Origin of the sequence: Hydrogenophaga laconesensis, assembly GCF_031457235.1 — a bacterium.
Classification (GTDB): domain Bacteria; phylum Pseudomonadota; class Gammaproteobacteria; order Burkholderiales; family Burkholderiaceae_C; genus Hydrogenophaga; species Hydrogenophaga laconesensis.
In genome coordinates this window covers 90,636-113,173 of record NZ_JAVDWE010000014.1, presented here as the reverse complement: position 1 = coordinate 113,173, position 22,538 = coordinate 90,636, and the positions used below count along the sequence as shown (strand labels likewise).

At 60.2% G+C, this 22,538-nt stretch carries 19 protein-coding genes and 1 pseudogene; 19 read left to right on the top strand and 1 reads right to left on the bottom strand.

The genetic code is table 11. The features are described from left to right. Positions 1-16 precede the first annotated feature (16 nt). The 14 genes from J2X09_RS21115 (at position 17) to J2X09_RS21050 (ending at position 15,941) form a co-directional block, all read left to right on the top strand. Positions 17-1,183 carry an acyl-CoA dehydrogenase family protein gene (locus J2X09_RS21115; protein ID WP_204734787.1) on the top strand — a complete coding sequence of 389 codons (1,167 nt, stop codon included), beginning with the start codon at positions 17-19 and terminating at the stop codon, positions 1,181-1,183. 9 nt (positions 1,184-1,192) lie between these two features. After that, positions 1,193-2,410 carry a CaiB/BaiF CoA transferase family protein gene (locus J2X09_RS21110; protein ID WP_204734788.1) on the top strand — a complete coding sequence of 406 codons (1,218 nt, stop codon included), beginning with the start codon at positions 1,193-1,195 and terminating at the stop codon, positions 2,408-2,410. A gap of 190 nt (positions 2,411-2,600) precedes the next feature. After that, a complete protein-coding gene (locus J2X09_RS21105; RefSeq protein ID WP_204734789.1) occupies positions 2,601-3,398 on the top strand; it encodes an ABC transporter ATP-binding protein in 798 nt (265 codons plus the stop codon). Continuing rightward, entirely contained in the window at positions 3,385-5,328 is a 1,944-nt protein-coding gene (locus tag J2X09_RS21100; RefSeq protein ID WP_204734790.1) for an AMP-dependent synthetase/ligase, read from the top strand. Before J2X09_RS21105 ends, J2X09_RS21100 begins: the two co-directional genes overlap by 14 nt. Positions 5,329-5,331: 3 nt before the next feature. Next, complete coding sequence (locus J2X09_RS21095) at positions 5,332-6,219, top strand: branched-chain amino acid ABC transporter permease (RefSeq protein WP_204734791.1); 888 nt, start codon at positions 5,332-5,334, stop codon at positions 6,217-6,219. 131 nt (positions 6,220-6,350) lie between these two features. Next, positions 6,351-7,298, top strand: a complete 948-nt coding sequence (locus J2X09_RS21090) for a branched-chain amino acid ABC transporter permease (protein WP_310309253.1) — start codon at positions 6,351-6,353, stop codon at positions 7,296-7,298. A gap of 10 nt (positions 7,299-7,308) precedes the next feature. Next, positions 7,309-8,160, top strand: a complete 852-nt coding sequence (locus J2X09_RS21085) for an ABC transporter ATP-binding protein (RefSeq protein ID WP_374726524.1) — start codon at positions 7,309-7,311, stop codon at positions 8,158-8,160. Positions 8,161-8,286: 126 nt separating this feature from the next. Beyond that, positions 8,287-9,543: an ABC transporter substrate-binding protein gene (locus tag J2X09_RS21080; protein WP_008905457.1), complete on the top strand. Its 1,257-nt coding sequence runs from the start codon at positions 8,287-8,289 to the stop codon at positions 9,541-9,543. 93 nt (positions 9,544-9,636) lie between these two features. Continuing rightward, positions 9,637-10,893, top strand: a complete 1,257-nt coding sequence (locus J2X09_RS21075; protein ID WP_204734793.1) for an ABC transporter substrate-binding protein — start codon at positions 9,637-9,639, stop codon at positions 10,891-10,893. Positions 10,894-11,141: 248 nt separating this feature from the next. Continuing rightward, a complete protein-coding gene (locus J2X09_RS21070; RefSeq protein ID WP_204734794.1) occupies positions 11,142-11,939 on the top strand; it encodes an SDR family NAD(P)-dependent oxidoreductase in 798 nt (265 codons plus the stop codon). Positions 11,940-11,998: 59 nt separating this feature from the next. Further along, positions 11,999-12,790, top strand: a complete 792-nt coding sequence (gene badI, locus J2X09_RS21065; RefSeq protein ID WP_127806045.1) for a 2-ketocyclohexanecarboxyl-CoA hydrolase — start codon at positions 11,999-12,001, stop codon at positions 12,788-12,790. Positions 12,791-12,886: 96 nt separating this feature from the next. Next, the gene (locus J2X09_RS21060) at positions 12,887-13,519 is read left to right on the top strand and encodes a TetR/AcrR family transcriptional regulator (protein ID WP_204734795.1); all 633 of its coding nucleotides are present in this window, start codon (positions 12,887-12,889) and stop codon (positions 13,517-13,519) included. 144 nt (positions 13,520-13,663) lie between these two features. Next, on the top strand, positions 13,664-14,173 hold the full coding sequence (locus tag J2X09_RS21055; RefSeq protein WP_127806047.1) for a MaoC family dehydratase: 510 nt from the start codon (positions 13,664-13,666) through the stop codon (positions 14,171-14,173). Between the two features lie 61 nt (positions 14,174-14,234). Next, the gene (locus J2X09_RS21050) at positions 14,235-15,941 is read left to right on the top strand and encodes an electron transfer flavoprotein-ubiquinone oxidoreductase (protein WP_204734796.1); all 1,707 of its coding nucleotides are present in this window, start codon (positions 14,235-14,237) and stop codon (positions 15,939-15,941) included. 120 nt (positions 15,942-16,061) lie between these two features. Here J2X09_RS21050 and J2X09_RS21045 read toward each other — a convergent pair. Further along, positions 16,062-16,527, bottom strand: a pseudogene (locus tag J2X09_RS21045) (IS30 family transposase); the annotation flags it as partial. A 627-nt stretch (positions 16,528-17,154) separates the two neighbouring features. Here J2X09_RS21045 and J2X09_RS21040 point away from each other — a divergent pair. Genes J2X09_RS21040 through J2X09_RS21020 form a run of 5 tightly spaced genes read left to right on the top strand, consistent with a single transcriptional unit; the run spans position 17,155 to position 22,520 of the window. Further along, a complete protein-coding gene (locus tag J2X09_RS21040) occupies positions 17,155-17,946 on the top strand; it encodes an ABC transporter ATP-binding protein (protein ID WP_008905448.1) in 792 nt (263 codons plus the stop codon). An 8-nt stretch (positions 17,947-17,954) separates the two neighbouring features. Further along, positions 17,955-18,737 (top strand): ABC transporter ATP-binding protein, encoded by a 783-nt coding sequence (locus tag J2X09_RS21035; RefSeq protein WP_182118915.1) that lies wholly within the window; start codon positions 17,955-17,957, stop codon positions 18,735-18,737. Beyond that, on the top strand, positions 18,734-20,602 hold the full coding sequence (locus J2X09_RS21030) for an AMP-dependent synthetase/ligase (protein ID WP_204734798.1): 1,869 nt from the start codon (positions 18,734-18,736) through the stop codon (positions 20,600-20,602). The genes J2X09_RS21035 and J2X09_RS21030 overlap by 4 nt, the downstream gene beginning before the upstream one ends. Then, complete coding sequence (locus J2X09_RS21025; RefSeq protein ID WP_182118913.1) at positions 20,602-21,474, top strand: branched-chain amino acid ABC transporter permease; 873 nt, start codon at positions 20,602-20,604, stop codon at positions 21,472-21,474. Before J2X09_RS21030 ends, J2X09_RS21025 begins: the two co-directional genes overlap by 1 nt. Then, a complete protein-coding gene (locus J2X09_RS21020; protein ID WP_204734799.1) occupies positions 21,474-22,520 on the top strand; it encodes a branched-chain amino acid ABC transporter permease in 1,047 nt (348 codons plus the stop codon). The genes J2X09_RS21025 and J2X09_RS21020 overlap by 1 nt, the downstream gene beginning before the upstream one ends. Positions 22,521-22,538 lie beyond the last annotated feature (18 nt).

Genomic DNA, 22,538 nt, shown 5'->3' with positions numbered 1-22,538 from the left:
CACAGGAGAACACCCCATGGATTTCGCGCTGACCCAAGAACAACGGATGATCTACGAGTACGGCGACCGTATCTCGAAGCAGTTCGACCACAATTACTGGCGCGGCTACGCCAACAAGAACGAACGCCCCACCGAGTTGTACGAGCAGATCACCAACGACGGTTTTCTCGGCATCATGGTGCCCGAAGCCTATGGCGGTGCCGGCCAGGGCATGACCGAGATGCTGCTGTTCATGGAGGGACTGGCCAACAACGGCATTCCGCTGCTGAACCTGGTGGTCGGACCGACCATGACCATGGGTCTGCTGGCCAAGCACGCCAGCGAGGACATGAAGCGCCGCTTTCTGCCGGGCGGCTGCACCGGCGACATCAAGTTCTGCTTCGCCATCACCGAACCGAACGCCGGCTCGAACTCGATCGAGATCACCAGCATCGCCAAGTCCGACGGCAAGGGCGGCTTCAAGCTCAACGGCCAGAAGGTCTTCATCACCGACGCCAACTGCGCCGACTACGCCATGGTCGTGACCCGCACCACAGCGCGCGCTGACGTGAAAAAGAAGACCGACGGCTTCACCATCTTCATGGTCGACATGACGAAAAAAGGCATCAGCAAGACGCTGATTGAAGTTGCCTTCCCGGTGCCCGAAACACAATGGCAACTGTTCTTCGACAACGTGGAGCTCACCGAGGCCGATGTGCTGGGCGAAGTCGGCAAAGGCTTCAACATCCTGTTCGACACGCTCAACCCCGAGCGCATCATCCTGTCGGGCTTGTGTACCGGTGTCGGGCGCTTCGCCTTGAAGAAGGCGGTGGCCTACGCCAACGACCGTAAGGTGTTCAACAACACCCCCATCGGCGCCTACCAGGGCGTTCAGCACCCGCTCGCGATAGCCCGCAGCGAGATCGAGATGGCCTCGCTGATGGCGCTCAAGGCCGCCTGGGCCTTCGACCAGGGTCTGCCTGCCGGGGAGTTTGCCAACATCGCCAAGTACGCGGGTGCCGAAGCCGGCATCCATGCCGTTGACGCGGCCATCCAGACCCATGGCGGCAACGGTTTCACCAAGGAATACGGCATTTACGACTTGTACGGTCTGGTGCGGCTGCTGCGCACGGCTCCGTTGAACCGCGAGTTGGTGTTGAACTACATCGCGGAGCATGTGATGGGCCTGCCGCGCTCCTATTGACAGGCAACCATGGGTAACAACGCTCCCCTGCCAGCCTTTGGTGCCCTGGCCGGCCTGAAGGTGATTGACCTCTCACGCGTGCTCGGTGGCCCGTACTGCGGACAGATTTTGGCCGACCACGGCGCGCAGGTCATCAAGGTCGAGCCGCCCGCTGGCGATGAGACCCGCGCCTGGGGCCCACCCTTTGCCGACGACGGCACGGCGGCCTACTACAACGGCCTGAACCGCAACAAGCGCGACATCGTGATCGACCTGTCCAAGCCCGAAGGGCGCGAGATCGTTCTCAAGCTGCTGGCGGACGCCGACGTGCTGATCGAGAACTTCAAGATCGGCACGCTGGAGCGCTGGGGGATCGGCTATGAACAGACGCTGCGCGAGCGCTTCCCGCGCCTGATCCACTGCCGGGTCAGCGGCTTCGGCGCCGATGGGCCGCTCGGCGGCGCGCCTGGCTACGACGCGGTGGCACAGGCACTGGGCGGCCTGATGAGCGTCAACGGCACGCCGGACACCGGCCCGCTGCGGGTCGGTGTCCCGGTGGTCGACATCACCACCGGCCTGTCGGCCGTGATAGGCGTGCTACTGGCGGTGATCGAGCGGCAGCGCTCCGGGCGAGGGCAGTTCGTCGAGGCCACGCTGTACGACACCGCCGTGTCGCTGCTGCATCCGCAAAGTGCAAACTGGTTGCAGTCGGGCCAGACACCCAGGCTCAGCGGCAATGCGCACTCCAACATCGTGCCCTACGACAAGTTGCCGACCCGGACCTGCGAGGTCTTCCTGGGCATCGGCAACAACGGGCAGTGGGAAAAACTGTGCGAGTTCCTCGGCCATCCCGACATGGCCAGCGAGCCGCGCTTTGCCACCAACGCCGAGCGTTTTCGCCATCGCGACGAACTGCGCGCCTTGCTAGAGGCGCAGTTGCAAGAGGTGGATGGCGAACAGCTGTGCCGTGACCTGCTGGCCGCCGGTATTCCGGCCGGCGCAGTCAGGGCCATTCCGCAGGTATTGACCGACCTCCACACCCTGCATCGGGACATGGTGGTGCAGGTCGAGGGTGTGCCTGGCATCGGCATCCCGGTCAAGCTGTCACGCACACCGGGGCGCGCCCACAGCGCGCCGCCGCGCTTCGGCCAACACACACGCGAACTGCTCACGGAGCACGGCTACGGCGCCGCCACCATTGATGCCCTGATCGCACGGGGAAGCATCGTAGAACACGTTGCGAAATGAACTCTGCCTGCCAGAGACTAGGGGAACCCCCTATGTGCCTAACTATTGTTAGGTACCATAATGAAAAACCTTTATGCAGAAAAGAAAATCGGCTCGGCAAACTGCGCACAGGCAGGTGGTCGACCGTGCTATGTCATAGGCACCCTCAGTGATAAACACCATCAGTACCAAAGAGCAGCGGCCAACTCCGATGAAAGCCAGCAACGCGGCGGCAGTGCCCGCCCTCGAATGCCGAGGGCTGGAGCGGCGATTCGGCGGCCTCGTCGCGTTGAAGGATGCCAATTTGCGCATTGAGCGTGGGGAGATCTTCGGCTTGGTTGGCCCCAACGGCAGCGGCAAGACGACCATGACTAACGCCATCACCGGCTTCTTTCCACCCCAGGTCGGCAGCATATGGCTCAATGGCCGCGACATCACCGGCATGGCGCCGCACAAGGTCGCAGCTCTGGGCGTCGCGCGCACGTTCCAGAACCTGGCGCTCTTCAACGGCATGAGCGTGCTTGACAACATCCTGCTGGGGCGTCACATCCACATGAAGCCCGGCGTGGCAAAAACCGCCCTCTACTGGTGGCTGGGTCGCAAGGATGAGATGGCGAGCCGGCTCAAGGTCGAAGAGATTATCGATTTCCTGCAGCTGCAGAGCGTGCGCGACGAGCTGGTGGACAGCATTCCGATCGGGCTGAAAAAGCGCGTCGAACTGGCACGCGCGTTGGTGGCCGAACCCAGCTTTCTGGTTCTTGACGAACCGATGGCTGGCATGAACCAGGAGGAAAAGGAATACATGGCCCGTTTTATCCTCGATGCGCGTGCCGAGCGCAATGTCACTGTGCTGCTGATCGAGCACCACATGGATGTGATCATCGGTATCTGCGACCGCATGATGGTGCTCAGCTATGGTGAAACCATCGGAACCGGTATTCCTGCCGACGTGATGAAGGATGAACGTGTGATCAAGGCCTACCTGGGGGGTGCGCATGCAAAGCACTGAAACCAATGCTGCCAAGGGCAGCAACACCACATGGGATATGGGCACCGACACCACCCTCATCCACATTCTGGCTCGCAACGCCGAGTTGCTGGGCAATCGCGTGGCCATGCGCGAAAAGCACCTGGGAATATGGCAGGAGATCACCTGGTCGCAGATGCTGGATACCACGCTCGCCTGCGCGGCCGGCATGGAAAGCCTGGGTTTTAGCGCAGAGGATGCCTTGCTGGTCCTGGGCGACAACCGACCCCGGCTCTACATGGGCATGCTCGCGGCCGGCGTGCTGGGCGGCTACGCGATGCCCGTCTACTCTACTGCAACACCCGACGAAATCCGTCACTTCATGCATGAGACGCATGTCCGCTTTGTCCTGGCAGAAGACCAGGAGCAAGTCGACAAGGTGCTTGATCTGGGCGATCAGGGTGCAACGATCAAGAACATCATTTACGACGAGCCACGCGGCTTGACCAACTATTCGAATCCCGGACTGATTTCGTGGGAAAAGTTGCAGGCCATCGGTGCAGATCGCTTGCGTGCCGAGCCGAAACTGCGAAATGCCTTGATCGAACGGGCGCTGCCCGACGGACCGGCGGTGTTCGTGCACTCGTCGGGGACCACGGGCAAGCCGAAGGGCGTGGTACTGAGCCACCGCAATTTCCTCGCGGGGGTGCGCAACGCCCATCGCGGGGGCGCCTTCACATTTGGCGAGACCATCCTCGCCTATCTGCCCATGGCCTGGGTGGGCGACTTTGCCATCACGGTCGGCGCCGGTGTTGCGCTGCACTTCACCATCAATATCCCCGAACGCCAGGAAACGGTGCTGCACGACCTGCGCGAGGTGGCTCCCACTTTCTATCTGGCGGCACCGCGCAGCTGGGACAACATGCTGACCACCATCCAGGTTCGCATGGAGGATTCGACGCCGCTCAAGAAATGGCTCTACGATGTTTTCATGAACTCGGCGCTGGCGTCCGAACGACGCAAGCTCGAGGGAAAACAGCCCAGCCTGACAGAGCGTCTGATGCGGCAACTGGGAGAGTGGTTGATCTTCGGACCGATCAAGGACCAGTTGGGCCTCACCCGCCTGCGAGGTGCTTTCACCGGCGGCGAGGCCATTGGCGAAGACACTTTTGTTTTTTACCGCGCACTGGGCGTGAAATTGCGACAGTTTTATGGTCAAACTGAAAGCAGCGCCTTCACTGCCTTGCAGGACACCGAAGAAGTACGCCTGCACACGGTCGGCAAACCGCTGCCCGGTGTGGAAGTCAAGATCGGCGACAACGGAGAGGTCTTGATTCGCTCCGGGAGCGTGTTTTCCGGTTACTACAAACTTGAAAATGCCACCCGTGAAGCACTTGAGGACGGCTGGCTGCACACGGGCGATGCAGGTTATATCGAGCCTGATGGACACATGGTGGTGCTCGGACGGTTGTCGGAGGTGGTGTATACCTCCAAAGGCGAACGCTACATTCCGAACTACATTGAGAACCGCCTCAAATTCAGTCCGTACATCAAGGATGTGGCCGTGCTCGGGAGCGGCCGCGACACGCTGGCGGCCATCATCTGCATCGACATGGAGCCGGTGGGCCATTGGGCTGAGGTACGGGGCATTTCCTACATGTCCTATGCCGACCTGTCGCAAAAACCCGAGGTGATCGAACTGGTCACGGCAGCGGTCAAGCGCGTCAACAGCATCCTGCCAGACGGGTTGAAACTGCATCACTTCGTGTCCTTACACAAGGAGTTCGACCCCGACGACGGAGAGGTCACGCGAACCCGCAAGCTGCGCCGCAACGTGGTCGAGGAGCGTTATGCGCCCATCATAGATGCGATCTACGGCGGCCAGCAGACGGTCACGATGAAGGCGCAGATCACGTATGAATCCGGTGAAGTCGGCACCATCGAGCGCCAACTCTCGGTGCAGGAGATTTAAATTATGGATTTTTCACTGTTTGCCGAATTGGCCATCAATGGCGCGCTGTCGGGGCTCATGTATTCACTGGTCGCCATGGGCATCGTGATCATCTACAAGTCATCCTCGGTGCCTAACCTGGCGCAAGGTGCGATGACCATGCTGGGTGCCTATGTCGTGCTGGCCATCGCCAATGGATTGGGCGTGTCGATGTGGGTCGCCATCCCGCTGGCCATGGGAACGATGTTCTTTGTCGGAATGGGCATCGAGCGGGTGGCGTTGCGCCGGCTGGCGGGCCGCCCCATCATCATGATCCTGATGATGACACTGGGGCTGGACATCTTTATACGCGCGACAACAATGGCCATCTGGGGCGGCTCTGGCCTTCCGCTGTCCATTGGCATCAGCGACGACCCGCTGTTTCTGGGGCCGGTGCTGCTCAGTCGGGCTTATGTGGTGAGCGCCGTGGTGGCCATCGCGCTGTTTTTGGTCTTGATGTTCTTCTTTCGCACGCGCAGGGGCATTGTTCTGCGCGCCATCTCCGACGATTACATCGCATCGTGGTCGATCGGTATTTCGGTTGAACGCGGGGTGGCGTTTTCCTGGGCCATGTCCTCGGTTCTAGCCACCACGGCCGGCGTGTTGTGGGGCTCGGTTCAAGGGGTCAGCCAGGCGCTGGCGCTGCTTTTGCTCAAGGGCTTGACCGTCGCCGTATTGGGCGGTCTTGACAGCATCGGCGGCGCCATTCTGGCCGGCTTGCTGCTGGGCCTTATTGAAGGCGTTGCATCTGGCTATCTCGACCCCTTGGTTGGCGGTGGTAGCCGCGACCTGGTGGTTGCCACAATACTGATTCTGACCATCCTGATTCGGCCGCATGGCCTGTTCGGGCGCCACGACATTGAAAGGATCTGAAGCTCATGCTATTTCGTCAATCAGGAATTTTCCATACCAATTACGCCAACGCGCGCTCGCTTTTTCCGCTCCCCGCGGATCGCTGGATGATCGGCTTGTTGCTGGCCTTTGCGTTAACTGCGCCATTCACCATGAGCACGCTCGTCCTCAGCACCCAGTTGTTACCGTGGCTGGTGTGGACTGCGGCCGTGCTCGGCTTGAACCTGATCCTGGGCTGGACCGGACAGTTCCACTTCGGCTATGCCGCCATCATGGGCATCGGCGCCTACACGGCGGTGCACGGCGTACGCAACGGCATTCCCTGGGAGATCGCGATGGTGCTCGGCGGCGTGATGGCCGCTGTGATCGGCATCGTTTTCGCTTTCGCGGCGCTGCGCGTGAAAGGCCTGTATCTGGCGCTCAGCACGCTGGCCCTGCAGTTCGTGATGGACTGGGTGATCTCCCACGTGCCGGCCATCAGCGGCGGCACCCAGGCCACACTGCAGGCACCTGACATCAGCCTGCTCGGCCAGGCCATCACCTCGGATACCGGACTCTATTACGTGGCGCTGGGCTGGTGCCTGATCGTCACCGTGTTCATGCTCAACTTGCGCCGCACCGGGCTTGGCCGCGCGCTCATTGCGGTGCGTGAAAAGGACTTCGCTGCGGCGGTCATTGGCGTGCACAGCCTGTATTACAAGCTGGTGGCGTTCGCCACCTCGTCCTTCGTTGGCGGCATCAGCGGCGCCATCCTGATCTTCACCTTCTACCGAGCAGCCACACCGGAGCAATTTGCCGTCAATGTCTCCATCGAGTTGCTGGCCATGGTGATCGTCGGCGGACTGGGCAGCATCATCGGCAGCTATTTTGGGGCCGCCTTCATTCTGTTGATGCCCGGCCTGATGAACAGTCTGATCGGCTGGCTGGCGCAGCTCCTGGGCATCTCGCTCGGGATCGAAACGCTGGCCCACATTCCACATGCGGTTTATGGCGCGCTGATCATTATTTTCCTGCTGGTTGAGCCTATGGGGCTGGGCAAGATGTACACCAATCTGCGCAACTACCTGCTGGTCTGGCCCTTCGGCTACGCCCGAAAGTAAAAACGACATCATGGCGACTGACAACTTGACTTCCACCCCAACGCTGATGCAAAACCAGACTGCGGAACCTGCCTTGATATTGTCACTGAACAATGTCGAGGTCATCTACGATCATGTATCGCTCGCCATCAAGGGCGTTTCGATCGATGTGCCGCAAGGCGCCATGGTGGCACTGCTGGGCGCCAACGGCGCTGGCAAAAGCACGACGCTGAAGTCGATCAGCGGCCTGCTGCGCCCTGAGCGCGGCCTGGTAACCCGCGGTGAGGTGCAATTCCTGGGTCAGAACATCGATGCACTGGCGCCGCAGGAGCGCGTCAAGCTCGGTATCGTGCATGTGCTGGAAGGGCGGCGTGTGTTCGAACACATGACGCCTGACGAAAACCTGGTGGCGGCCTCGGCTGTTCGTGGCACCCGCCAAGACATGCTGCGTAACAAGGATATGGTTTACAGCTACTTCCCGCGCTTGCATCAGCGGCGCACCGCGCAGTCCGGCTACCTGTCAGGCGGCGAGCAGCAGATGCTGGCCATTGGCCGTGCCTTGATGACGCAACCCAAGCTGCTGATGCTTGACGAGCCGAGTCTTGGTCTCGCGCCTTTTCTGGTGGCCGAGATTTTCGACATTGTTCGGCGCATCAACAAGGAAGAAGGCCTGTCCGTTCTGCTGGTGGAACAAAACGCAATTGCAGCTTTAGAGGTCGTCTCGCATGGCTATCTGATCGAGAACGGACGCGTGGTGATGCATGACAGCGCAGAAGCCATGAAGAAAAACCCGGACATCCAGGAGTTCTATCTAGGAGGCACCGAAGGGCGAAGCTTCCATGACATCAAACACTATAGTCGGCGCAAACGCTGGCTCACCTGAAACAAGCTTCTCGTAGCATGGACACCTCCACATCGCGTCGAGCTCTCGCATTAAGTCTTGGGCACGACCGGCATGCCTACTACAGACTGCATTTCACCCCGTGCTAGCTAAACAGGAGACATCACCATGAAAATCAAACTGCTTTCAATTCTTGCTGGCGTGGGGATGGCGATGTCCAACGTCCAGCCCGCGCTGGCCCAGGCCCAGACCGAACCGATTAAATTTGCGCTATGTTACGACCTGAGCAAGGTTTACGCCTTCGCCGTACCGCAAGTTGCCCAGGCCGCGCGCGACTATGCGCAGATACTCAACCAGAAAGGCGGCATCGAAGGCCATCCGGTCGAGATTCTGGTTCAAGACCATGGCAACGAACCGCAGCGGGGCATCGAGTGCTATGAAAAGATGAAACGCGAGGGTGCGATCACCTTCGACTTCTTTTCCACGCCGGTCGGGCGCGCGCTGCTGCCGCGCGCAATGCAGGACAACAATGTGATGATTTCATCCTTTACTGGCCGCAGCGATGCAGTCGACGGCGATGTGTTCAAGTGGATATTCCCGATCGGGCCCACCTATTGGAGCCAAGCAGCCAATAACATCCAGTACATCAAGTCCAAGTCGAACAACAACCTGAAGGGGGTGAAGATCGCATTCTTTTACCTGGACACCGCGTTTGGGTTGGAGCCCATCGGCGTGTTGAAGACACTCGCGGCAAAGGAAGGCTTCGACCTCCAATTGTTCCCGAACCCGCTGCCTGGTAACAATCAGTCAGGGGCGTGGTCCCAGATCCGCCGCTTCAACCCCGATTGGGTCATCAGCTGGAATCTGGGCAACATGCACGTTGTTGCCTCGCGCGAAATGAAACGCAACGCCATGCCGATGGACAAGTACATCGCCGTCAATTGGTTCAACGAAGTGGACATCGCGAACATTGGCGCCGACGCAGCCAAGGGCATCAAGCGCGGCACTAATGTGGTGGGCGGTCAGGAGCACCCTCTGATCCAGCAGATCCTGAAGGATCTGTATGACAAGGGAAAGGGCAACGGCGACCGCAAGCATACCAATGACATCTTCTACAACACTGGGCTGGCCACCTACGCTCCTGTTTTCGAAGGCGCGCGTCTAGCAATCAAGCAGTATGGCTGGCCTCTGACATCCGACAAGATGAAGCGCGGGCTGGAGAGCCTGCGCAACTTCGACGCTAACGGCCTCATCGCCCCAGTAACTGTGACGGCCAAGGACCATGGCGGCGGCGGCAAGACGCGCATCGACATGTGGGATGGCGCGAAGTGGGTGCCAGAGACTGGCTGGTTCTCCGCATACGACGATGTAGTCCAGGAAAGCGCCAAGAAGGAATCGGCGGAGTTCGCCAAGTCGAAGCAGTAGCGATACGCCTCGGTCAGGCCTCGGGCACGACTGTACGGCGTGCCTTCTGCAGACTGCATTTCACCCCGTACTAACCAAACAGGAAACATCATCATGAAAATCAAACAGCTTTCCATTCTTGCTGGCCTGGGATTGGCGCTGGCCGGTCTGCAGTCCGCGCAGGCGCAGGCACCAGCCCAGCCCCTCAAATTCGCGCTTTGTTATGACCTGAGTAAATCCTACGGCTTTGTGACGCCACAAATTGCCCAGGCGGCGAATGACTATGCCAAGATATTGAATCAGAAAGGCGGCATTGAAGGCCACCCCATCGAGATACTGGTTCAAGACCATGGCAACGAGCCGCAGCGTGGCATTGAGTGCTACGAAAAGATGAAACGCGAAGGCGCCGTTGCCTTTGATTTCCTGTCCACGCCGGTTTCCCGCGCCGTTCTGCCGCGCGCCATGGCGGATGGCAATGTGATGGTGCAATCCTTTGTAGGTCGTGGCGATGCGGTCGATGGTGATGTGTTCAAGTGGATTTTCCCCATTGGGCCCACCTACTGGGGTCAAATGGCCAACAATATCCACTACATCAAAACCAAGTCCAACAACAACCTCAAGGGCGTGAAGATTTCGTTCATCTACCCCGACTATCCGTTCGGGCAGGAACCGATCGGCGTGTTGAAGACACTTGCGGCCAAAGAGGACTTTGACCTGCAGTTGGTTCCCAACCCGATGCCGGGCAATGACCAGGCCGCCGCTTGGTCCCAGATCCGCCGCAACAACCCCGACTGGGTGATCAGCTGGAACCTGGCCGGCATGCACGTCGTCGCCTCGCGCGAAATGAAGCGCAACGGCATCCCGATGGACAAGTACATTTCCGTCAATTGGCTCAACGAAGTTGACCTCGCCAACATTGGTCTGGAAAACGCAAAAGGTCTCAAGCGCGGCACCAACGTGACGGGTGGACAGAGCCACCCGCTGATGCAGCAGATCATCAAGGACCTGTATGAGAAAAACAAGGGCAGCGGTGACCGCAAGCATCTCAACGATGTTTACTACAACACCGGTCTGGCCATCTATGCCAGCGTTTTCGAAGGCGCTCGCCTAGCCATCAAGCAAAGTGGATGGCCCCTCAACCCTGACAAAATGAAGCGCGGACTGGAAAGCTTGAAAAACTTTGATGCCGAAGGCCTGATCGCCCCCGTGACGGTGACCGCCAAAGACCATGGCGGCGGCGGCAAAACCCGCATCGACATGTGGGACGGCGCCAAGTGGGTGCCCCAGACTGACTGGTTCTCGGCGTATGACGACGTGGTCCAGGACATCGTGAAGAAAGAATCTGGCGAGTTCGCCAAGAACAAACAGTAATTGCCTTCCCATGGGATGGTTCACGGTCAGGCGCGTTGCGCACTGATAGTGAACCATCCCGTCTTGTTTCTCGGATTTTCATCCCTCTCTTGAATCGACAGGTGGCAGCCTATGCCACAGTGGATTGCAGTGGTAGCTGCCAGGCGCACCATCCAACACAGGAAATCTCGCCCGCCATCTAACTATCGTTAGATAGTTATAATTTCATCCTCACCAATGTGGCGCCTAAAGCGCAAGGAGCAATCAGTATGGATCTCGAACTAAAAGGAAAATCGGTCATCGTCACGGGTGGCGGCTCGAACATTGGCCGCGGCATCGTGCTCGGCTTCGCCGCGGAAGGCGCCAACATCACCATCGGCGACATCGACGAAAGTCAGGCGCAAAAGACGGCAGAACTCGCGCTGGCGAGCGGCGCGGCGTCGGCGCAGGTTGTCAAGACCGATGTCACCCAACTTGACCAGGTGCAAGCCATGTTCAAGGCAGCCTCGGACAAGTTCGGCGGCGTCGATGTCCTCGTCAACAACGTCGGCTGGGACCAGTTGATGTTCTTCACGCAGACGACCCCCGATCTGTGGCAAAAGATCATCAACATCAACTACCTCGGCGTTCTCAACTGCACCAAGACCGCGCTTGAAGTCATGGTTCCTCGCAACGCCGGCTCAATCGTCTCCATCAGCTCTGATGCCAGTCGGCAAGGTGAGCCACGTGAAGCGGTGTATGGCGGCGTCAAGGCTGCCATCAACAGTTTCATGAAAACGATCGCCAAGGAAAACGGGCGTTACGGCATCCGCTGCAACGTGGTATGCCCCGGCGTCACTATCCCCAGTACCACCGACGAAGTGGGCGGAAGCAGCATGTGGATTGATGCCGACAGTATGTTCACGCCGGAGCAACTGGAAAAAGTCGCCAAGGCGCTGCCGTTGCGCAAGGTGGGACGGCCGCGGGATATTGCCAATGCCGTCGTCTTCCTGTCTTCAGCGAAGGCTGCGGGCCATGTCACCGGGCAGGTTCTTTCAGTGTCTGGTGGTTACAGCATGATTGGGTAAACGCCCGGGCACGGTCGAAAGACATGCGGCATTGAAACAACAGACAAAAAGGAAAACCCATGGAATTCAAGGACATCCTCTACGAAGAACTCGACTCGGTGGCCTACATCGCGATCAACCGCCCCGAAGTGATGAATGCGTTTCGCGGCCAGACCGTCGAGGAACTGCTGCAGGCATTCATGAAAGCAGGCTGGGACAAGCGAATCGCCGCCATTGTGCTCACCGGGACGGGTGACCGTGCTTTCTGCACCGGCGGCGATCAGTCGGCTCATGCCGGCCAGTACGACGGCCGGGGCACCATCGGTATCCCGGTGGAAGAGTTTCACAGTGCCATTCGTGACGTGCCCAAGCCCGTGATCGCCCGCGTGCAGGGTTACGCCATTGGCGGCGGCAATGTCCTGGCCACCTTGTGCGACATGACCATTGCCTCGGAAAAGGCCGTGTTTGGCCAAGTCGGCCCGAAAGTAGGCTCGGTCGACCCTGGCTGGGGCACGGCTTACCTGAGCCATGTGGTTGGCGAAAAGAAAGCCCGCGAGATCTGGTACATGTGCCGCCGCTACAGTGCACAGGAGGCCTTGGCCATGGGTCTGTGCAACACCGTCGTGCCCCACGACCAGCTCGACGCCGAAGTCGCCCGCTGGTGCAAGGAAATTGTCGAAAAAAGTCCGACGGCTCTGGCGATCGCGAAACGTTCGTTCAATGCATCCACCGAGCACATTCGCGGGATCGGCAGCCTGGGACTTCAAGCGCTGAGCCTGTACTACGACACGGCAGAGTCCAAAGAAGGCGTGAGCGCGTTCCTGGAAAAACGCCGGCCTGATTTCAGGCAGTGGACCAACGGGAGCAAGTGAGCAACTACTTGCGACGCGCCAATGCACGAGTCTGCCCCTTCGACCAAAGCCAAGTTTGATACGATTTGCTTTTTTTGGATCTAACTATCAGTCATTATGAAGCCAAGTACAGAAGCAAAGCTCAGCAAAGATAACGCAGATGGCCCCGCTACACGTGAACGGGTGCTGCTCGAAGCTGCGCGGCTGTTCAGGCATCATGGCTATGCGGCAACTACTTTGCGCGAGGTTGCGGATGCTGCCGGCGTCAAAGCCGGCAGCATCTACTATCACTTCGAATCGAAAGAGCAGATCCTGGGCGAGGTACTGGACAAAGGTATCACCATCGTCGCCGATGCCGTGCGCACCCGTGTTGCGGCTCTTCCCGAAAGTGCACCCTGGCGAGACCGAATCGCCGCTGGCATTGAAGGCCATCTCTGGGGAATGCTGCATTATGGCGACTTTACGTCAGCCAACATCCGCATCTACGGCCAAATCCCGATCAGCGCAAAAAATCGCCACCGGATCGTGCGGCGGGCTTACGCAGACTATTGGGATCGGCTGTTCGAATCAGCGCTCGCCAGCGGCGAGTTGCGCCAGGACACCAGCACGGCCATGATTCGGCTTTTCGTGATTGGGGCATTGAACTGGACCGTTGAATGGTACAACCCCCAACGCGGCTCTTTTCAGGACTTCTCACGGCAAATCACAGCGATCGTGTTCGATGGAATCCTCATGCATGACAAAGCATAGCCGCAATGCATTGCCGGCAACTTCAATAGGCCGGGCAGAGAGACGGACAACCATGGTCCCCATGTCGCCTACGTGGCTCAGTGGCACGCCAACCGACTGCATCTTGGAAATCGCAAATTGAACAACACGCCGAAGGATCAAAAAATGACTGTCAAGGAAGGGTGGCGCGGCCGGTTCTATGAAGACTTCGAGGTCGGCGACGAGTATCGGCATGCCCTCGGCCGCACCCTGACCCAGAACGACAACATCTGGTTCACGTTGCTGACGCAAAACACGGCTCCGCTGCACTTCGATGCCCACTACGCCGCGCAGACGGAGTTCGGCCGTCCGCTCATCAATTCCTGCCTCACGCTGGCCCTCGTGACGGGGCAGACGGTGAGCGATGTCTCGCAAAACGTCATGGCCAACCTGGGGTGGGACGAAGTTCGACTTCCGCATCCAGTGTTTGAAGGCGACACGATTTACTCCCGCACCACGGTACTGGATAGGCGCGAGTCGCGGTCGCGAACCAATGTCGGCGTCGTCACGGTGCGCACCGAAGGCTATAACCAGAGCGGCGTGATTGTCTGCACCTTCAAACGCACGGTGATGGTCTACAAACGTGACGGCGCACCGCGCACCGCACCGCCGCTGCCGGTCGACAGCCGACCCTGACCTCCCCTTTTTATTTCGTCAACTTCGGCCCCAGGATCGCCAACTTTTTGACTCTCTCCGCATGAAGCCCACCTCCCTGCTCGAACAATACGGCCCGCGCGAGGCGATGGAATACGACGTGGTAGTGGTGGGTGCCGGCCCCGGCGGTTTGGCCACAGCCATCCGCCTCAAGCAGCTCGCGGCAGCAAAGGGCGCGGACGTCTCCGTGGTGCTGCTGGAGAAAGGCTCCGCGCCCGGTGCTCACATCCTCTCCGGCGCGGTCATGGACCCCATCGCGCTGAACGAACTCTTCCCCAACTGGAAGGAGCTGGGCGCACCGCTGAACCAACCCGTCACCGGTGACGACGTGCTTTTCCTGAGCGAAACCGGCTCCAGGCGCACGCCCAACTTCCTGGTGCCCGACTGCTTCCACAACGAGGGCAATTACGTCATCAGCCTGGGCGCCCTGACCCAGTGGCTGGGCGAGCAGGCGGAAGCCCTGGGCGTGGAAATCTTCCCCGGCTTCACAGCCGCCGAGGTGCTGTACAACGACAACGGTTCGGAGATCGGGAATTTACCTTCCGTAAAGGGTGTCGCCACCGGCAACCTTGGCATTGGCAAGGACGGCCTGCCGCACGACGGCTTCCAGCTCGGCATGGAGTTGCATGCCAAATACACTATCTTTGCCGAAGGCGCGCGCGGCCATCTGGGCAAACAGCTCATCACGAAATACAAGCTCGACGAAGGCCGCGATCCACAAAGCCATGCCATCGGCATCAAGGAACTGTGGGAGATCGACCCGGCCCGCGCCCAACCTGGTCGGGTGGTGCACACGGCCGGCTGGCCGATGGACAGCCAGACCTACGGCGGCGGTTTTCTCTACCACTTGGAAGGCAACAAGGTCACGCTGGGCTTCGTCACCGGGCTCGACTACAAGAACCCATGGCTCAGCCCCTTTGAGGAAATGCAGCGCTGGAAGGCCCACCCCGCCATTCGCGCCCACATCGAAGGTGGCAAGCGCATCGGCTACGGCGCGCGCGCCATCACCGCCGGTGGCCTGCTCAGCCTGCCCAAGACCGTGTTCCCGGGCGGCGCGCTGGTCGGCTGTGATGCCGGCTACCTGAACGCCGCACGCATCAAAGGCAGCCACGCCGCCATCAAGAGCGGCATGCTGGCCGCCGAAGCCGCGTTTGAAGCCCTGGCCGCCGGACGCAGCGGCGACGAACTCAGCGCCTACCCCGCTGCGTTCAAAAACAGCTGGCTGCACACCGAACTCGACCAGTCGCGCAACTTCAAACAGTGGTTCAAGAAGGGCAGCCTCGTCGGAGCCCTGATGACCGGCATTGAACAGTGGCTGCTGCCCAGGCTTGGCATCAAGCGTCCGCCCTGGACGATCCACCGCACCCAGGCCGACCACGCCAGCCTGCGCCCGGCCGCCGAGATGCCGCAGATCAGCTACCCCAAGCCCGACGGCAAGCTCACCTTCGACCGGCTCTCCAGCGTGTTCGTCAGCAACACCAACCACGAAGAAAACCAGCCCGCGCACCTGACGCTCAAGGACGCCAGCGTGCCGGTGCAGATCAATCTGGCGAAATACGCCGGCCCCGAGAGCCGTTACTGCCCGGCCGGCGTTTACGAATTCGTAAAGAACGACGACGGCTCGGACCGGCTGCAGATCAACGCGCAGAACTGCGTGCACTGCAAGACCTGCGACATCAAGGATCCGACTCAGAACATCGTCTGGTTCACGCCCGAAGGCGGCGGCGGGCCGAACTACGCGGGAATGTAGCCGAGAGTGATTCAAATCTAAAGTGCAATACCCTGGGTTTCAATGAACGAGGGTGGGTGTTGCGTGCTATTGAGCAGGAGGTCCCGATAGACTGCCAGAGGGGGATCGTGCGCCCTACCCCTTCCAGGGCGGGTTGTTGATCTGATCGGCAATCGCATCGAGCTGCTCCTGGCTGTACCCTGAGAGGTCCGAGCCCTTGGGCTGGTACTGGCGCACCAGCTCGTTGGAGTTCTCGTTAGAGCCTCGCTGCCAAGGGCTGTGGGGGTAACAGAAGTACACCGCAATGTCCGTGCGTCGGCTCAGTTCCCTGTACATCGCCTTCTCCCGGCACTGGTCGTACGTCATGCTCTGGCACATAGGCTCGGCGAGCCTCAGCAGCTTGTCAGAGAAGGCCTGCAGGACATTGACCGCGCTGGCGGGCTTGAACCCGTGCAGCTTGATGAGCATGAGCAGCCCGACTGGTGCACTCCACCAGGGTGCCCACCGCGCTGGCGTTCGCAGCACCCTCGATCAGGTCACCCTCCCCGTGCCCGGGCAACTGCCGGTCTTCAATCTCGGGCGGACGCACATGGATGCTCACCATGTCCATCTATTGATCCGGCCCTTTGAAGTCGCGAGTCGTGGACGGACTGCCACAGGCAAACGATCCACGGAAGTTCAAGATTCATGGGGCCGGAGCAATAGTATCTGAGCTCTTCGGCCTTTTCCTTTGTTGCGAGGTAGTCGTTTGCGCTTGGGTGGGCTGCTTTGTATCTGCGGACCGTACTCGGGGGCAGTTGTTGCACTTCAGTCTTGAATCCGCCGAGGGTGAATCACCGGCATTCATGCTGTAGCGAGCCTGGCCAGAAGTTGCCGCCCGCACTTGCACCCGGACTTGATGGCACCTGCATAGGGATTTCCCGAGTTGACGTCAGCCTAACTACCGTTAGATTACCATCATGCAAACAAGGCATGGCGCCTACCGAACGGTAAGGCACATGGCAGGCACGCTGCCCAACACGGCCAACACGGGACAACCTTTGAGAAAATTAACTGCCCCCTCGACCGGCACCCTGGCAACCAGAGACCATGGTCGCGCCCATGCACCCGGCCCATCCGATCCGAAGGTCTGCACAACTGCGGCTGCCATCCTGGCGCACCCCTCCACTACGCTCGACCAGCAAACCCGTTCAATGGTTAAGTCGCCGCAGCACAGCGCAAGTAGCGGCCTGTCATGCTGAATCTCACCAATGTCCAGATCGTTTACGACAACACCATCGAGGCGGTGCGAGAGGCCTCATTGGCCGTCGGCAAAGGTCGCATAGTCGCCCTGCTCGGTTCCAACGGGGCCGGGAAATCTACCACGCTCAAAGGCATTTCGGGCGTTCTGTATCCGGAAGACGGTGAGATCAAGGGTGGCCAGATCACGTTTGAAAACCGCCAGCTGACCGGCCTGGCGCCGGACGAAATCGTGCGCGCCGGCGTGGTCATGGTGCCCGAGGGGCGCCGCCTGTTCGACCAGTTGACGGTCGAGGAAAACCTCGTGATGGGCGGCTACACACGCAGTTTGACCGACGCCAGACGCCAGATGGAGATGGTGTATGGGCTGTTCCCGCGTCTGGTGCAAAAACGCAGCACGGTGTCGGGCTACCTGTCGGGCGGCGAACAGCAGATGGTGGCTATCGGCCGCGCGCTGATGTCGTCCCCGAAACTGCTGATGCTCGACGAGCCCACGCTCGGTCTGGCGCCACAGATCAGCGAAGAGATTTTCGACATCATCACCCGCCTGTGCCGCCAGGAAGGCATGGGCATTCTCCTGGTGGAGCAGAACGCACAGATGGCGCTGGCCATTGCCGACTATGGCTACATCATGGAAAACGGCCGCGTGGTGCTCGACGGTGAGGCCGACAAGATGCTGCGCAACGACGACGTGCGAGAGTTCTACCTAGGCTTCGGCGAAGGTGGATCGCGCAAGAACATGCGCGACGTGAAGCATTACAAGCGGCGCAAACGCTGGCTGTCCTGAGAAAAAACATGAACGACACATTGTTAAGGGTCGAAACCCTGTCCAAGCGCTTCGGCGGCGTCGAAGCCGTTGCCGGTGTCAGTTTTCACGTTCGGCGCGGTGAAATCTATTCCCTGATCGGCCCCAACGGGGCCGGCAAGACGACCACCTTCAACATGATCAGCGGCGTCGTCAAGCCCAGCAGCGGCACCGTGCATTTCGATGGCAGCGACATCACCGGCATGCCGGCACACCGCCTGGCCGCCATCGGCATCGGTCGGACCTTCCAGAACCTGGCGGTGTTCAAACATGCCAGCGTGGTGGACAACCTGCTGGTCGGCCGCCACTGCCACATGGCCACCAACGTGCTGGATGCCTCGTGGTTCTTCGGACGGGCGCGGCGCGAGGAGCTCGAACACCGTCGCAAGGTGGAAGAGATCATCGATTTTCTCGAAATCGAGGAAATTCGCGACATGCCGGTGGGCACCCTGTCCTATGGCCTGCAAAAGCGGGTCGAGTTGGGGCGCGCACTGGCCACCGAGCCCAAGTTGCTGCTGCTGGACGAAATGGTGTCGGGCATGAACAGCGAGGAGACCGAAGACATTGCCCGCTTCGTGCTGGACATCCGCGACGAACTCGGCATTTCGGTCCTCATGGTCGAGCATGACATGGGCATCGTGATGGACATCTCCGACCGCGTCTGCGTGCTCAACTTCGGCCGCAAGATCGGCGAGGGCACGCCGGTCGAGATATCGGCCAACCCGGCCGTGATCGACGCCTACCTGGGCAGCAAAACCAAGGAGGCCGCGTGATCGACAACCTGGACGCGTTGCTGCGCGACGGTAACACCACATTCCCCAAGCTGCTCCAGCACTGGGCACAGCGCTTTCCGGATGCGCTCGCGTTTCGCGAGAAAGATTACGGCATCTGGAACCGGATGACCTGGCAGCACTATTTCGAAACGGCGCGCCGCTTCGCCCTCGGTCTCAAGTCTCTGGGCTTCGACAAGGGCAACCGGCTGGCGATTGCCAGCGAGGACAGTCCGCAGTGGATGTTCACCGACCTGGCCACGCAAGCCATCGGCGGTGTCGTGGTGGGCATCTACCCCACCAACCCGTGGCCGGAACTGCAGTACATCGTGCACCACTCGAACAGCAAGTTCGTGGTCTGCGGCGATCAGGAACAGGTCGACAAGGTGCTCGACGCCATGGCCAAGCACGACACCGGCCTGCCCGACCTGGTGAAGATCATCTGCGTCGACATGAAGGGGATGCGCAGCTACAAACACGACAAGCTGATGTCGTTCGAGGACGTGCTTGAGCTAGGAGACCAATACGCCGCGGCATCGCCTCAGCACGCGGGAACCTTTGATCGCGCCATCGAGGACACCCAACCCGACGACACCTGCATGCTGGTCTACACCTCGGGCACCACCGGGCCGCCCAAGGGCGCGATGCTGTCGCACCGCAACTTGATCGTCACCGTTGACAAGCTCAAAACCCATTTCAAGCTCGACCGGCACAACTACGAAGTGGTCTGCTACCTGCCGTTGTGCCACGTAGCCGAGCGTGCCTTCTCGACGGTCATGCACCTGCTCACCGGTGGCGTGGTCAATTACGCCGAATCGATCGACACGGTAGCCGTCAATCTGCGCGAGATCGCACCCACGGTGTTTTTGGGCGTGCCGCGCATCTGGGAGAAGCTGCAGCAAGGCATTTTGATCCGCATGCAGGACGCCTCGCGCTTTCAGCGCTGGGCTTTCCAGCGCTGCTTCGATGCCGGGCGCCGTCTGTTCGAAAAGGTCGAGGCGCAAGGGGGCCAGCGCAGTCTGTCGGATCGCCTGCACTTCTTCGTTCTGTGGTTGCTGATGTTTCGCAATCTGCAGAAATTCGTCGGCCTGGACCGCATGCAGTGCGGCTTCTGTGGCGGCGCCAGCGTCTCGCCCGAGGTACTGAAGTTCTTCCGCATCCTCGGCATTCCGGTGTACCAGGTCTACGGCATGACCGAGTCCGGCGGGGTGATCTTCTTCCAGCATGAAAAAGCGATCAAACTGGGCGCCACCGGCCTGCCCATCGACGGCCTGAACTGGAAGATCGCGGAGGACGGCGAGCTCGTCGTCAAGCACCCCGCCGTGTTCAAGGGCTACATCCACGACGAAGGCGCCACCGCCAAGACCGTGGTGGACGGCTGGCTGCACACGGGCGACATCGTGGCGCTGGCTGACAACGGCGAGCTGATGATCGTTGACCGCAAGAAGGCCATCATCATCACCAGCGGCGGCAAGAACATCGCGCCCTCGGAGATCGAAAACGCGCTCAAGGACAGCCTGTATGTGCGCGAGGCGATCATCCTGGGCGACGGACGCCACTATTTGGCGGCGCTGATCCAGGTCGACTACGAAACGGTCGGCAAGTGGGCACAAGAACGCAAACTGGCCTACACCACCTACAAGAGCCTGGCCGCGCTGCCCGAGGTGCGCGAACTGATCGACGAGGACGTCAAGCGTGTGAACAAGCTGTTTGCCCGGGTCGAGAACATCCGCAAGTTCCTGATCCTGGAAAAAGAACTCGACCACGACGACGGCGAACTCACCGCCACCCAGAAGGTGCGCCGCAACGTCATCGAAAAAACCTTCGCGAAAGAGATCGCGATCATCTACGGCGCAGGAGCGGGCTGATGGACTATTTTCTGCAACTGGTCATTTCCGGCATCGCCGTGGGCCTGCTCTACGGCTTCATCGGCATGGGCTTTGCGATGATTTACCGCGCCACCGGCGTGGTGAACTTCGCCCAGGGCGAGCTGATGATGCTGGTGTCCTACATCGCCTTCACCCTGGCCGGCACCTTCCAATTTGGCTTCTGGCTCATGCTGGCAGCAACTGTCGCGGCCTCGGTGCTGATTGGCCTGCTGATCGAGGTCTTGCTGATCCGTCCGATGCTTGGTCAGCCGGTGTTTTCCACGGTGATGGTGACCATTGGCCTGGCCGTGATCCTACGCTCGGTGGTGGTGCTGATCTGGGGCGCAGACCCCATGCCGCTCAATGCCGGCCTGCCAACGGAGGTCATCAAGATCGGCCCGGCCGGCCTGTACCCGGCGCAGCTGTATTCCGTTGGGCTGATGGCGGCCGTACTGCTCGGCCTGTGGACCTTCTTTCGCTATTCGCGGGTCGGTATCGCCATGCGTGCCACCGCCAACGTGCAAACTGCAGCCCTGCTGATGGGCATCAATGTCAAGCGCATTTTCGCCTTGTCCTGGGCCCTGTCGGCGGGGCTCGCCGCCATTGCGGGCGTGTTGATCGGCGTGGTCTACGACGTCAATCCCGGCATGTGGACGACAGGTCTGCGCAGCTTTCCCGCGGTCATCTTGGGCGGGCTGGACTCGGTGTTCGGCGCCGCACTCGGCGGCATCCTGATCGGGGTGGTCGAGAATCTGTCGGAAGGCTATATCGGCCGCGGCATGAAGGAGATCGCCGGTTTTGTTTTGATCCTCGTCGTCCTTATGGTCAGACCCTATGGCCTGTTCGGCAAACCTGAAATCGAGCGTGTCTGATGCGAAGCGGAAACTTCAAACAAAACTATCGTCAGCTGCTGGCACTGACCGACTCGGTTCCTGTCATCGTCTGGTCGTGTCTGCTGGTGGCGCTGCTGGCGGCCGCGCCACTGCTGCTGGCCAAGTACTATGTCTCCGTCATTCTGCTGCTGCTGATCACAGCGGTGGGGGTGTTGGGCCTGAACCTGCTGACCGGGACCACCGGGCTGATCTCGCTCGGGCACTCGGGGTTTCTGGCGGTCGGCGCCTACACGGCCGGCATCGTGGCCAGCAAACTTGGTTGGCCAATGCTGGCGTCCATCTTCGCCGGTGGCGTGAGCGCGGCCATCGCCGGGATCATCGTGGGCATACCCTCGCTGCGTCTCAAAGGGCTGTACCTGGCCATCACGACGATGGCATTTGCCGTGATCATCAACCACCTGATCCTCAACGGTGGCGACCTGACCGGAGGCTCGGAAGGCTTGACGGTGCCGCAACCCTCGCTGTTCGGTCAGGCGCTGGGGGCAGAACGTGGCTACTACTACGTGGTGCTGTGCTTTGTGGTGGTGTTCACCTTCATCACCCTGAACATCCTGCGCAGCCGCATTGGCCGGGCGTTCCTGGCGATTCGGGAGCACGACATCGCAGCCAAGGCCATGGGCGTCAACCTGGTGCGCTACAAGTTGCTGGCGTTCATGGTCAGCGCCTTCTACACCGGCATCGCCGGAGGCTTGCTGGCCTACTACACACGTTACCTGAATGTCGACAGCTTCAGCCTGCTGATATCGATCGAGGTGCTCTCCATGCTCATCGTCGGCGGCCTGGGTTCTGTAGCCGGCGCCTTGCTCGGAACGGCTTTCATCGTCCTGCTCAACGAAAGCCTGGGCTTCGTGTTCGGCATGATCGGCGCCAGCTTCGGCGGGTCGGGCTCCACTGCCGCCTATGAGATCAAAGGCGTCATTTATGGACTCGCGATTGTGTTGTTCCTGCGTTTTGAGCCCGATGGCCTGATGGGGCGATGGCGCGACATCAAGCATTACTGGACCCATTGGCCCTTCCGATTCTGACCCCGCAACACACGCGCT